This window comes from bacterium (genome assembly GCA_020444065.1).
Lineage (GTDB): Bacteria > Sumerlaeota > Sumerlaeia > SLMS01 > JAHLLQ01 > JAHLLQ01.
In genome coordinates this window covers 223648-237237 of the sequence record JAHLLQ010000004.1, presented here as the reverse complement: position 1 = coordinate 237237, position 13590 = coordinate 223648, and the positions used below count along the sequence as shown (strand labels likewise).

At 60.4% G+C, this 13590-nt stretch carries 9 protein-coding genes and 1 other RNA gene; 7 read left to right on the top strand and 3 right to left on the bottom strand.

The features are described 5' to 3' along the window. Positions 1-30: 30 nt before the first annotated feature. Positions 31-1092 (top strand): RNA pseudouridine synthase, encoded by a 1062-nt coding sequence (locus KQI84_12180; protein MCB2155635.1) that lies wholly within the window; start codon positions 31-33, stop codon positions 1090-1092. 148 nt (positions 1093-1240) lie between these two features. Next, positions 1241-1561, top strand: coding sequence for an integration host factor subunit beta (locus KQI84_12175; GenBank protein MCB2155634.1), 321 nt, complete (start codon positions 1241-1243; stop codon positions 1559-1561). Between the two features lie 3 nt (positions 1562-1564). On the opposite strand, the gene KQI84_12170 is transcribed toward KQI84_12175, so the two are convergent. From KQI84_12170 to KQI84_12160, 3 genes are all read right to left on the bottom strand, one after another. Beyond that, positions 1565-2836 (bottom strand): hypothetical protein, encoded by a 1272-nt coding sequence (locus tag KQI84_12170; GenBank protein ID MCB2155633.1) that lies wholly within the window; start codon positions 2834-2836, stop codon positions 1565-1567. 2 nt (positions 2837-2838) lie between these two features. Next, on the bottom strand, positions 2839-7365 hold the full coding sequence (locus KQI84_12165) for a hypothetical protein (GenBank protein MCB2155632.1): 4527 nt from the start codon (positions 7363-7365) through the stop codon (positions 2839-2841). A gap of 164 nt (positions 7366-7529) precedes the next feature. Beyond that, entirely contained in the window at positions 7530-8675 is a 1146-nt protein-coding gene (locus KQI84_12160) for an aminotransferase class I/II-fold pyridoxal phosphate-dependent enzyme (protein MCB2155631.1), read from the bottom strand. A gap of 536 nt (positions 8676-9211) precedes the next feature. Here KQI84_12160 and KQI84_12155 point away from each other — a divergent pair. The 5 genes from KQI84_12155 to KQI84_12135 all read left to right on the top strand — a co-directional run bounded on the left by KQI84_12155 (position 9212) and on the right by KQI84_12135 (position 13521). Continuing rightward, positions 9212-10321: a DegT/DnrJ/EryC1/StrS family aminotransferase gene (locus tag KQI84_12155; protein MCB2155630.1), complete on the top strand. Its 1110-nt coding sequence runs from the start codon at positions 9212-9214 to the stop codon at positions 10319-10321. Positions 10322-10463: 142 nt separating this feature from the next. Then, a complete protein-coding gene (gene rpmB, locus KQI84_12150; GenBank protein MCB2155629.1) occupies positions 10464-10700 on the top strand; it encodes a 50S ribosomal protein L28 in 237 nt (78 codons plus the stop codon). 25 nt (positions 10701-10725) lie between these two features. Continuing rightward, positions 10726-10823, top strand: an RNA gene (gene ffs, locus KQI84_12145) — signal recognition particle sRNA small type. 176 nt (positions 10824-10999) lie between these two features. Then, complete coding sequence (gltX, locus tag KQI84_12140) at positions 11000-12481, top strand: glutamate--tRNA ligase (protein ID MCB2155628.1); 1482 nt, start codon at positions 11000-11002, stop codon at positions 12479-12481. Continuing rightward, positions 12478-13521 (top strand): M28 family peptidase, encoded by a 1044-nt coding sequence (locus KQI84_12135; GenBank protein MCB2155627.1) that lies wholly within the window; start codon positions 12478-12480, stop codon positions 13519-13521. Before gltX ends, KQI84_12135 begins: the two co-directional genes overlap by 4 nt. The last annotated feature ends 69 nt before the right edge of the window (positions 13522-13590 follow it).

Here is a 13590-nt window from a genome sequence, read left to right as displayed (position 1 = left end):
GGACGAGCCACCTGACCACCATTCGCGACCATGAAACTGCCCGTTCCACAGAAGAAATACGAGTTCCGTTGGCGTGCCGACTGGCAAGACCGCCGGCTGAAGGAAATCCTGGCCGAGGTTCTGCCGAAGGTGTCCTCGCGCGCCCTTGTCCTGATCGTCGCCAATGGCCTGGTCAAAGCCGACCGCAAGAAGCTGGACGATCTGGATGCTCCAATCCCCAGCGGCGCGGACCTCACGGTCGACCTGACTCACGGTGCCCGCGGGCAGGGGCGCTCGAAGAACCGCCCCCTGCTGGATCAGATGAAGGTCGTCCATGATGACGAGCACGTTGTCGTCGTGGACAAGGCCGAAGGCATCCTGGTCCAACCCGTCGAAGGCACGCGTGGGACGCCGTTGGTTGAGCTGCTGAAGCACTACTGGCAATCCAAGGGCGAACGTCCCGTCAACCCGATCGTCGTGCAGCGCCTGGACAAGGAAACCAGCGGGCTGATGGTCATGGGCAAGACGGCGGACGCCGGGCGAAACCTGCAGCGCCAGGCGGCCGGGCGCTTCATGGAGCGACGTTACGTTGCCCTCGTCGAAGGCCGGATTCGCGAGGATCGGGGGACATGGCACAACCTGATCGGCGTCGGCGAAGGCAAATTGCGCCAAGTGGTTGGTCCAGTTCCCGAGCCGGAGGAGACCGGCGCCAAGCCGAAGCCCAAGCCTGCCAAGCAGGGCCCCGGCGGCCAGGAAGCCATCACGCACTACAAAGTCCTGGAGCGCCTCCCGGGGGCCACCCTTCTTGAGTTGCGACTGGAAACGGGGAGAACTCACCAGATTCGCATCCATTGCGCAGAAGCTGGACACCCGGTAATCGGCGATCCGGTCTACGTGAAGCTGGCCCGGATGCGCCACGACAGCCAGCGTTTCGGGCGCCAGGTCCCCCCGTCGAAGCGCATGATGCTGCACGCGATCCGGCTGAAATTCCAGCATCCTATCAAGACGAGCCGCTGGATCACGAAAACAAGCGAAATGCCCAGCGCATTCGCCAAGTACATGGATTTGCTCAAGAACCCGCCCCCCGAGAAGGTGCGGCGGAAGAAGAGATGAGGAGAATGCAGCAGGCCGGGGCTCTCCGACCGAGTCTCTCCGCTGCCCTCACAGGAATTTTGAACGCTTGAAGTAATTTGACTTGCGACGGCGGTGCCTCTTCTCTTTCTTGGTCGAGAACACCTGAAATGCGAGCGATGGTTCCGAAATGATCAAAGCCGATATCGTCAAACGAATCTCGGACGGCCTGTCCAACGATCAACAACAGATCAAGGACAAGGAGGCCCTCATTATCGTCGACCAGATCATCGAGTCGGTGAAAGAAGTGATTATCCGCGATGAGCGACTGGAAATCCGAGACTTCGGAGTCTTCCAGGTCAAGCAGCGCAAGGCGCGGATGGGCCGGAATCCAAAGAATAAGAAATCCTACCCGATTCCCTCGCACCGCGTGGTGACTTTCAAACCGGGCAAGGAAATCAAGAGCATCGATGTCGCCTCGAGCGACCAGAGCGATGACGACGTGGAATGATGGTTAGCGCGCCAGCGCGCCCTGAACATCCGCCCACAGGCCCCAGCCATTCATGTAGTCCAGGTCAAGTACCAGTACGCCCGGGTTCGCCCGGGCGCATTCGTGTGTGGAGCGCAGGAAGGCCTCGCGCGCGCCACTGCTCAGGTTACCCTCTGAATCCGCGAAGGGCATCGGCGTGACCGCCGCCCATCGCGTGGCGTCGGGCGGCAATAGCTCGGATGCCAGTCGGGAGGCCCCCTCGGCGCTCGACCACCAGGCCATCTCGTTGGCGACCGCTTCCTCGATCGTTGGGATCGGAGCCAGCAGCTCCAACACGACGCCGTCGAAGATCGCCCCGGTACCGGTTCCGCCGTAGCGTGGCGGAGCCGATGGAAAGGCCTTCTGCACGGAGGCGGCGGGGCTGGCCCAGTTCACACCCTGGCGGTAATGCAGGGGGTAGTAGCCCTCGGCCATGATGAGCACTGGCCGACGAACTTCCGTGCCGACAGTCAACGCCCCCTGAGCCTGGAAGAGGAAGTCGCGCAACAGACTCGCGCGCCAGGAAACCCACGCTTCCCACAAATCCCCTGGCTCTGCGACGGGGCGATGCTCGCCCGGGCGGAAGCCCAAGATATCATCCGGCCAGACTTTGACAGGACGGGCCATGGCGGCTTCGAAACCCGCGCGCGCCTCGTCGGAGAAGTCCGCCTGACTTCCCGGATAGCCGGCATGCGTCAGACAGAATCCATCTACAGGCACAGCAGCCAGCTCTCGCAGGATGGCGAGTTCTCGGTCGCGGACAGCGCGGATGGATGGATTCAGACGCGGTAGCGGACCTGATTCGCGTGGTTGGACGCGTGCATGACCAGCCGACTCATCGTAAGTGTATTCGATGAGTTCCTCACCGGGCCGAGGATTGCCCACAAAGACTGGATAGGCGGCGATCAATTGGACACCGGCCGCGTTCGCCCCCCGCGCGGCGTTTGCGAGCAGATGCTCTGCACCAGGAATGGCGGCCGCGTGCTTCGTTGCGAAGATCACATCGCCCTGGCGATCTTTGACCTGAAGAAAGACCGTCGAAACCTTTTGCTCTTTCAGGTCATCGAAGAAGGCCGTCGCCTCTGCCACAGTCTGGAAAGACTCGGCTGCCGTCTCCGGCTGAACCCAAAGACCGAACTCCGCCGTTCCTGTCGGTGCGTTGGCTTTCAGGTTCGCATCGCGCTTCGCGCGGGAACATCCAATCGCGGTGATTGCGATCAAGCAAATCAGAAGCAGGTGTGCGAAGCGACGAGACATGCTTACTCTTCCGTGACCGACGAGATTCGCTGCAGGCTGCCCTTCAGCGATACGTTGAAGCTGGGCTGGACCTTCTGGCGCATGTTCTCGCCTTCCAGGTTCCATGGGAACTGGATGAGAGCCATGTTGCCGGCGGGGATGCGATCGACGAGCACTTCGCCGAGGAAGGTCTCATCGTTCTGGTCAGTGGTTCGATAGAACATCACATTCACGCGTCGGGCGTCGGTTTGGCCTTCGTTCGCGACACGCGCGATCAGAGTCAAGTAACCCGGGCGATCCTGCTTGAAAGCAATTCCGCGCGGAGCCAGTTTCCACTTCGATTTAATTTCGAGTGGCACGCTGATGAGGTTGTTCCGTTTGTTCGATTCGACGAGGATCTGATCCGAGTCGAGGAGTAATTGAACGGAATCGACGTTCAAATTGTCGTGGGCATCCCAGCGAATCTTGAACGGCCACGATGAACCTGGCTGCAGGGGCGGAATGTCGGAACCATTCTGTCCGGCCAGGCTGCGCAGAGGCTCGTTGAATCCCGTGTCTCCGGCCGGGAAGAGCGCAACCTTGCAACCTGCAGAACGTGTCTGGCCGCGATTGACGACCTTACCTTCAACGAAGATCGTCACGCCTTCCGCCAGGTGCGGGGGCGAGATCTTCAGGCTGCCGGGAATGAGTTGAATGTCCGGCATCGACTCCGCCGTAACCGTCCGCGTCAGGGAGTTATTGTCTGGATTCGGATCCTCGAAATCCATCGACTCACTGATTAATTCAACTTTCAAATCGGCAGTCATTTCGAGTTCGATCTGCATTGGGATCGTGGAACGGACAGCCTTTCCCGGATCGACCCAGCCGATCACCCGGCTGCCTTCCACGACTTTGCCATTCGGATAGGCTGCACGGTAAATCAGCCGCGCGCGTGGACGCTTACCACCGGTGTTTGCGATAAACGTCTCTGCCAATGGCGAGGAGGACTTGCTCTTCGCAGGAAGAATTCGGAACGCATCGGTCGGAATCACAAGATCCGCCTCGGGATTCTCCTGGTCCGGAATGACGAGGCAATCGGTCGACAACGCGCTGGGAAGTTCCTCGTTTAAGTCGTACGTACGCGAGGGATGCACATTGGCTTGAATCACGTAAGCTCCGGGGGGCGCTTCCAGCCTAATCGGGAAGGACTGGCGTTCCTTCGCCTTCAGTTCGAATGGAATCACGCCTGCCTGAATGCGTTTTCCGTCGTGAAGGCGGGTGACATTCAACTCACCCCACTGCGCGAAGTTTCCCTGGTTGTAGAGAACGTAAGTGAACTCGCGCGACGGCGGATCATAGCTAACGTCGCCGATTTCGACCAGTTCGATGACGACCTTCGAGGGCGCGCGAGGGACTCGCATACCCGCGCGATACAGCTCGCCGCTCTTTCCCATCGCTCGCGTGATCAGACGATACTCCATCTGGTCGCGGGGCAATTCAGCCATCACGGCACCGACAACGCCGCCACGTCCATCCGGAGTCATTTCGCCTTCGGCAATCACCTGGCCATTGCGGCCGCGAAGGATCATCGTCCCCGTTGTCAGTTCTTCTTCCTCGGTGGTCATCGCCGCACGAATAGGCTGACGATCAACGGCCGCCGACAAGACGTCGGGGCGAATCGAAAGTTCCGCATCGCGCTCGATCGCTGGGAACTTCAGCGTGGGATCGCCGAGGAAGATGAACATGCGCGCGTGATCATCGGAGCCAAGCATGGCCTGATAGGTGAGTCGCGACATCTCGGCGACCTGGCCAAACTCACGAACCTTCAAATGCGTCAGGGTGCGGAAGAAGCCTTCAGCCAGACGCAAGTGGCGCTCGGAGTACCCAGGACCGGACGGTACGAAGCACGCCACCATTCCCCCCTTTGGAACACGCATCATGTCTTCCGCGATGCAGACATTCCAACGCGGTACGGGATAGTCGATCGCACCATTATTGCAGGTGAACGACGTCATGAACGCCAGCCGGTCGCGGTTGCGCAGGCGAAGGTTATCGCTGTTCTCGCTGTCGCCGCCGAACCAGATGCGCTGATTCGACCAAATATTCGGCGAACCGTGACCGAAGAAGGAAATGACGCCGAGTCCGCTGTCGATTTCTTCCTGCAACTTCGTCGTCACAACCGGAGCGACTTTGATCTCGTCGCCCTGGATGTAGTTCCGCGGCAGGTAGAAGTTATCCTCCCAGGGATAATCCGCTGTATTGATTGCCGTGTAGTCAAACCACGGGTCGACAGACGTGTGAACCAGCATCGAGGAGACGCTTTCGAACTCGGCCGGGTCGGAGACCGTAACAAAGCGGCTGGCCCAAATTGACGGGTCTTGCCGGCGATACTCGATGGACTTATCCACCACGGTGTCGGCGTCGGTGATGTTGTTCACGGAGATACGACCAACGATGATATCGGCGACTTCATCGTCGCCGGCCAGCCAAGCGTAGTACTGGTCGGTCGCGTACTCATCGATCGCATGCGTCTCTGCTTCCTCGATCACATGCGTCGGCACGTAGTTGATCACGTCGTTGCGCGAAACGCGTTGCCCATCGCTCGTGCAATCGCCAACGAGGATTGCGTGAGTCGGACGCTCACCATCCCAACGATAGATAGCATCGCGCAGGAACATCTGGATCGCATCGACACTCAGTTCACCGTCCGTGTAGGCTTCATAGATGCTTTCTACATCGGCGAGGACGACATCGCGTCCGGAGGACTCGATGTCTGCGGCGAGCCGATGTGCGGACTCTTCGAAATCCGGATGATAGATGACCACGACTTGAGCGCTTGAATCCTGCGCGCGCCAATCCTGCCAATGCAGTGGCTCGCCGGCTGGGGCACGTGGAACGACGTCGTCTTCCATCATGAGAATCCGAGTTTCGGGCGTGACATCGGCCAGGACGTAAATGATGCCTTCGCCTTCAACGACGGGAAGTCGGAGCGGCTGCTCAGGCTTCGTCACGTCCACTGCCAGCATCCGATAGGGACGGAAGCCAACGGCGCCGAGCCGAACGTTGCCGGAGATACTCTTCTCGCTGCCGAAGTCCGCGAGGTGCTGGCCATCGTGCGCGCGGAAGAGACTCTGATGCTCGAGTTCGATGTAATCGAGATAGATGGGCGGAATCTGGCGATTGCCCGAGCCCGTAGGCTGCTTCATGGTGAGTTCGAACACGTTGTCGTTCACCTGCAGGAGGCCTTCGGGGATATCGAAATCCACCACGTTGCGGCGACTTGTTAGGGTCGCACCGGGCACCAGTTCCTTGCCATTGAGTTTCACCGCGAGGGTCACAACGCCGGTCAGGCCAACGCCCGCGTAGTAGACCTTGATCGATCCCTTGGCTGCGGGTGCCGACGATGGAAGGGTCTGCAGATCGAAGGTGAAACTCTCCGGCGTGTCGCGCGGCAATTCATCCCATACCCATGTCATCTCGCGAATACTCAGGAAGCTGCCAACGCGCGTTTCGAGGTTCACGTCCTCCTCGATGCGCGTCTTCCGGCGGTAGGTGCGTTCGACTTCTGCATCTTCATCGAGATCTTCAGCAGTGGCGAGAGCGGGACGTTCCTGGGGCGTCTCTCGACGACCAAGAAAGTAGATGCGCTCGTTTGTTTCTTTGGAGTGATTCTTCAGCCCGAGGAAAATTAGACGGGCGCCGGTGGCGAACGATGCCCCCTCAGGGCCGGCTTGCACCAGGGCGACTTCTTCGCCGCGGTTCACGAGGAAGAGCGATGCCGGATCAATCGTCGAGGGATCCAGCCCCTGACCCGACAGCCAGCGCCCGTCGATCGCGTACAAGCCGTCCTCGGTGATCGGAATCTTCAGCCAAGGGAAGTCCTCCGCTGTCAGTTCGGGACGCGGCTGCCAAGCGGACTTTGCGTGCAGGCTTGTCTCGGTCTCAGGCGGGTCTGCCTGCGCGTAGAGGTCCAGCATCTCGGGGTTCGCGACCGATTGTTCGAGCATCTGGCGCAAGCTGCTTTGTTCACTTGAGAAGGAGCCGTTGGAGACATCCTCTGGGCTCCATTCTGGGAACTTGATGACGATGTCGAACTGACGAAGCGAGAAGCTGCGCTTGTTGTAGAGAATCTGGGCATCGCCGTTCACGACCACGCGGAGCAGTCGGACATTTCGCATGATGCCCATTTCTTCCACGATGAAACCAGTTCTGAATCCGTAGCTCTCCCGGACCTCGTCAATGCCCTCGGCGGAAGTCAGTTCCACCGGAACGCCCGTGATGTGATCTTTGATGGTAAGGCTGCGAATCTCGTATTCGATCTCTCCCGGAGGAGCGGCAACCACCCATGCACGGCGCAGCAGGTGCAACTCGTCAGAGTTGATGGATCCCTGGAGTTCAATCCGATCTGAAAATGACCGAAGGCTATCGGCCTGCTCGAACAGGTATTCGTGGGGCAGGGATTCGATGCCCTTGGCGGGGATCTTTGCGGCCAAAGCCGTCCCGGCACAGAGAGTAAGCAGCAGGATGAGGGAACTGAACGCCAGACTTCGGTGATTCGCGAAGGTTGCCATGGAGAATGAGTTGCTCGGTGTTGGATTTGCCCCGGCCGCCGCCCGGACCGCCCAGACCTAAGGGCTCGGGGCTCCGGGACGCAATCCCGGCGGTCCGCCAGACAAAAAAAAGCCGGGGCCGTTCAATCGACCCCGGCGACTGCATTCTGGTTGGGTTTTCCGACTCAGGTCAGGGCCTGGAGGACGCCTGTCTGCTTTCCGATGCGCTCGATCTGCTCCAGCGCGTAAGTCAACTGGTCGATCGTGTGGGTCGCCATGACGCTGATGCGGATCAGGGCCTGGTCCGGCGGAGTAGCCGGCGCAACGACGGGATTCACGAAGATCCCGGCGTCGTGCAAGGCCCGCCAGAACTGGAAGCAGGTGATCGTCTCGCCGATCAGAATCGGAATGATCGGCGTTTCCGAGTGGCCAGTGTTGAAGCCAAGGCTCTTGAGGCCCTCGGCGATGAAGTGCGTGTTCCGCCAAAGCGCTTCGCGGCGCTCGGGCTCGTTCTCGATGATCTCCATGGCCTTCTGGGCTGCAGCCACGCATGGCGGAGAGATCGAAGCCGAGAAGATCAGCGCGCGGCTGTGATGCTTCAGGAAATTGATGACACTGCGGCTGCCGGCGACGAATCCACCGACCGAGGCAAGCGACTTCGAGAATGTACCGACAACCAGGTCCGTCTCGGCGGTCAGGTTGAAGTGATCCGCCGTGCCATTGCCCTTCTTGCCGAGGACGCCGATGCCGTGTGCGTCGTCTACGATGATGCCGGCGTGGTATCTCTGCGCCAGCGCCACGATTTCGGGCAGCTTCGCGATGTCGCCCTCCATCGAGTACACGCCGTCGACCACGATGACTTTACCGGTCGCATCGTGCTGCTTCAGGGCGCGCTCGAGCCGCTCCATGTCGTTGTGGGGAAACTTGTGGATCTTGCCAAAGCCCAAGCGGCAGCCATCGACGATGGAAGCGTGATCGCTTCGGTCGATAAAAACGTGATCGTCTTTGCCGACGAGGGCTGCAATCGTGCCCAGGTTGGCCTGGAATCCAGTGGTGTAAGCCAGCGCCGCTTCCATATCCATGTAGTCGGCGATTTGCTCTTCGAGCTGCACGTGAATGTCCAGGGTGCCGTTCAGGAACCGCGAACCGGCGCACCCGGAGCCGTACGTGTCGAGTGCCTTCTTGGCAGCTTCCTTGATCCGCGGATCGTTGGTCAGGCCCATGTACGAGTTGGACCCGAGCATCAGCATCTTCTTGCCGTCGATGAAGACCTCGGTGTCCTGGGCGGACTCGATGCAGCGGAAATAAGGATACAACCCCAGGTCGACCATTTCGTCGGCCTTGGTGAATCGGGACGCCTTATCAAAAATGGGGGCGCAGGGAGTCGGCGCAGCTTCGTCGCCGGAGACTTCGACGACATTAAAGGGATAGGCCGCTGCGCCGGCATTTTGCTGATGTAGTGGATTCGTCATTCGGTTCCTCTTGGTCGTCCCGTCTGGTTCTGGGGAGGTACAGTTACAGGCCGTCAAGCAGACGCACTTCCCCCCGCCTTTCACACGGCCGCCACGGGCGATTTGCGTGCCACGGCCGTTGTGCCGCAAGGGTTTTCCCCGCTTCGGGCAGGAACTTGGCACTAAAGCACCTTTATATGGCCCTGGAATCACCGGGTTTATGCCACATTCCAGATCCGGCTCACGGGATGGTTGACTGAGCGCGGGAGCCGCCTTGGCCAGGGATCGATCCCGCCCGGCGAAGAGATTGGGTGAATCTGATCGCCCTGCCATTGACTCCCTGCCACGCCGCTCCGCATTCTTGCCGGCCGGAGTGGAGGAGAATCTCCGGAACTTCATTTCGAAAGCGATCAACTATGGCAGTTCCTTTCATCGACTTGCGGCGGTTCGAGCCCGGCTTTATGGACCGCTGGATGGACAAGTGCCGGGACGTCTCGGAGAACACGAAGTTCGTCGGTGGGCCGGAAGCGGCCGCACTCGAGGAGAAGCTGGTGAGCCTGAGCGGCGCCCCAGCCGTGGTGGGTTGTGCCAACGGGACCGACGCGCTGCAACTGGCCTTGCGCGCCGCGGGCGTCGGCCCGGGCGACATGGTGCTGGTGCCCGATTCGACCTTCTGGGCGACCTTTGAGGCCGTCGTCAACGTCGGCGCGCAGCCGGTGACCGTGGACATCAGCGAAGACGACCTGCAGATGGACTTCGAGCAGTTCCGCCAGGCCGTCGACGAGTTCTCGCCGCGGGCCGCGATTCTGGTCCACCTGTACGGATGGGGATCGGCCCGCCTGGACGACTACCGGCAGTTCTGCGCCGAGCGCCGCATCGCCCTGATCGAAGACGGCGCCCAGGCTTTCGGCGTTCAGTACAAGGGCGAGTCCATCTACAAGGACGCGTTCCTGTCGACGATCTCCTTCTATCCGGCCAAGGTGCTGGGTTCCTGCGGCGACGCGGGTGCGGTCGTCTGCTCGACGAAGGACCTGGCCGAGCGCGTACGCGTCCTGGGCAACCACGGTCGGACGAGCCACTACGGCCACGGGCTGGTAGGCTGGAACAGCCGCATGGGCGGTTTCGACGCGGCCTATCTCAACCTGGCATTGGAGTTTGCCGATCCGCGATTGGCCTCGCGGCGCAAGAGCGCCGAGTGGTACCGCGAGAATCTGGAAGCGATCGGCGTCCGAACCGTTGGTCCGCCAGAGGGTTACGTCGAGAATGGGTACCTGAACGTGACACTTCCGGATCCAGAAAAACGCCCGTCCATCGAAGCCGTTCTGAAAGAGAATGGGATCGGCTTCGGCAATGTTTACCCCGGTTCCATGTCGACCCAGCCCGGCGCGGCGGCCTGGATGGCCGGCCAGGTGGGCGGCGAGACGGCGGCCTGGCTGGCGAAGAGCGTCCTCAACCTGCCCTTGTTCGCCTATATGAAAGACGAGGAGTTGGAAGAGGTCGTTTCGGTGCTGAAGAAGGCGCTGTAAGGCTCGAAATCAGCCACGCCGGACAGTAAATCCGGCCTCGCAAGGGCGATCGGGCGCGTTTTGTGTTTGACCTGGGACCGGGGCCGGTCCTAGCTTGCTGCGCCCTTGCGGGAAATAATCCGATTTCGGTGTATGGAATAGAATCATGGCAAAGTGTGAAGTGACAGGCAAGCGTCGGGCTGTTGGCAACAACGTCAGCCACGCCAATAACAAGACGAAGCGCACCTTTGGTGCGAACATCCAGCGGGTCAAGATTGTCGACGAAAACGGCACGACTCGTCACGCTTACGTCTCGACGAAGGCCCTGAAGAGCGGTGCCGTGGCCAAGGCCGCCCCGCGCAAGGTCATCCTCGAAGAACTGAAGCGCCAGCAGGGCTGATCCCCCGCGGGCCGGCGGAGTGGACAGCCGGGCCCCGTGCGACGGACGGGAACGAACCTGGTCAGGTCCGGAAGGAAGCAGCCATAAGTTTACCGTTCCGGGTGCGCGAACGGTCCGGTTGTCCACCCCGCCGGTCGCGGATTCCAGCTCGAAGAATTGAAACCCTTCCGGGGCGGATCGACCGTCCCGGAAGGGTTTGTTTTTATCCCCAAAGCCGGCAATCAGGACCGCCCGCTTGACGACCCGCCGCCCCGCGCGGAAACCTCCCACCCAACATCATTCGCTCCGAAGGAGACCTCATGACTGTCCGCGTTCGATTCGCTCCCTCCCCCACCGGGTTCCTGCACGTGGGCGGCGCCCGCACGGCGCTGTACAACTGGCTGTGGGCGCGCCACAACAACGGCACATTCATCCTGCGTATCGAAGATACCGACGCGGAACGCAGCACCGAGGAGTCGACCCAGCAGATTCTCGATTCGCTCGAATGGCTCGGCATGAAGTGGGATGAGGGCCCCTTTTATCAGAGCAAGCGCGGCGACGTGTACGAGGAGCACCTGCGGCGTCTGGTCGAGAGCGGCCATGCGTACCGCTGCTTCTGTACGCCGGAGCGCATCGATGGGCTGCGCCAGCAGGCCATGGCCGAGAAGCGCAACTTCACCTACGATCGGGCGTGCTTGAAGCTGTCCGAAGAGGAAGTGGAGCAGCGCCTTGCCGACGGCGTGCCGTTCACGTGGCGATTCCGCGTTCCCGAGGGCGAGACGAATGTCCCGGAGACACTGCTAAGCGGAACGGCCGACTGCCGGTTCGTGAACGAGGATCTCGGCGATTTCAATCTGACGCGTGCGGGAACGGAAGGCAACTGGGGCAAGCCACTCTACAATTTCTGCTGCGCGATCGACGACGCGGACATGCAGATCACGCACGTCATCCGCGGCTCGGATCACCTGACCAATACGGCGCGCCAGATGATGGTCCTGGAGGCCCTGGGCTATCCGGTGCCGACGTACACGCACCTGCCGCTGATCATGAAGGCGAACAAGAAGATGAGCAAACGCGACGAGGACGCGGATCCGCGCTTCCCCGTTTCGGTGTCTGCGCGACGCGATCTCGGTTACCTGCACGAGGCCACGATGAACTTCATCGCGCTGGCAGGCTGGAGTTTCGATGACAAGGCGGAGATCTTCTCGGCCGAGGATCTGATCGAGAAGTTCTCGCTGGACGGCCTTTCAAAGTCGAATGCGAACTTCGACGAGGACAAGTACCTGTACATGAATGGGTACTGGCTGCGGAACCTTCCGCCGGCGGAGATTGTCGAACGTGCAAAGCCCTTCCTGGAGCGCGCCGGGCTCTCTGCGCCGGAGCGCGGTGAGGAATGGCTGGCGACGATCATCGGACTGGCGATCGAGCGCGTTCGATTGCTGAGTGAATTTCCCGAAGCGCTGGACTTTTTCTTCCGCGCGCCGGAAACCTTCGAGGAGAAGGGCGTGAAGAAGGCGTTCGGAAAAGAAGGGACGGAGTTGAACTTGCGCGCCGCAGCAAAGGCCATCGAGGCGCTCGATGATTTCTCGCATGATGGACTCGAAGCAGCCTTGCGCGCTCTAGCGGAGGAAATCGGAATCGGCTTCGGCAAGATCGCGCAGCCGATTCGCCTTGCAACGACAGGGCGAATGGCGAGTCCCGGCTTGTTCGATGTGCTTGTGAATCTTGGAAAGAGCGAATGTGTCGCACGCATTAATCGTGCGGCGGAACTGATCGAAAAGGGAACGGTGCCAACGGCATGAATCGATCGAAGTGGAATTGGGCAATCGGGTTGTTCCTAGCCGGTGCAATGACGGCGAGCGGAATGGTCTCTGCTCAAACGCAAAGCAGCGATGAGGCAACGAGCATGACGAACTCCGTCCCCTCCGTCCCCACGGCGGCGGCACCGATGTCTCCGCTGGCTGCGGCTTTCGATATGAATCGCGCGTGGAAGGATCTGGTGACGCAGGTGGAGTTCGGACCGCGCATCCCAGGAAGCACCGGGCATGGGAAAACGATCGAGTACATTCGCACCGAGCTGGAGAAGGCCGGATTCGACGTGGAGATCCGCCAGGCCGGCCCCGTAAAGCCGACCCTGACCGGCCAGGAAGTCGACATTTATAATATCATCGGCACATGGGAAATCGGGCGGGCCCGGCGGCTGTTTTTCTCGGCCCACTACGATACCCGCCCGATCAGCGACCAGGCCAAGACCGCCCGCGAGATCATCCAGCCCGTGCCGGGAGCCAACGACGGCGCCAGCGGGGTGGCTGTCCTCCTTGGAATGGCCCGGGCGATCGCTGAACACCCCCCGAAGAACGTGGGGGTCTATCTGGTCTTTCACGATGTCGAGGATTTGGGTGCCCGACAGGGCCAAAAAGTGCGAGACCCGTATTATGAATACTGCATCGGGTCCAGGTATTTGGCTAACGACTGGTTAAGTCCGGACGGTTTTGAGGCCGGAGTCAACTTTGACATGGTTGCAGATGCCGATTTGCATTTTCCCCAGGAACGTTACAGCACCCAAAAGGCCCCGGAAACGGTGGATCGGTTCTGGGGGATCGGAGAGCGGCTCTGGCCGGAGGTTTTTGCGAAAAAAATCGGCCGTCCCGTGATCGACGATCATCTGCCCTATTTGGCCCATGGATGGCCGTGTATAAACCTGATAGACTTCGACTTCGCTCCCTGGCACACCCCTCGGGACACGCCGGAAAGCTGCTCGCCACAAAGTCTCTACATCACTGGTACTACTGGACTTGAGTTCATTTCAGACTTAGATTCCAGGCCACTAGAAAAGCCTTGATGGCCCCTCCGATTCTTTGATACCTCTCAAGACCTAGGCGACGAAGCCGGGACATCTCCCGAAGACGAT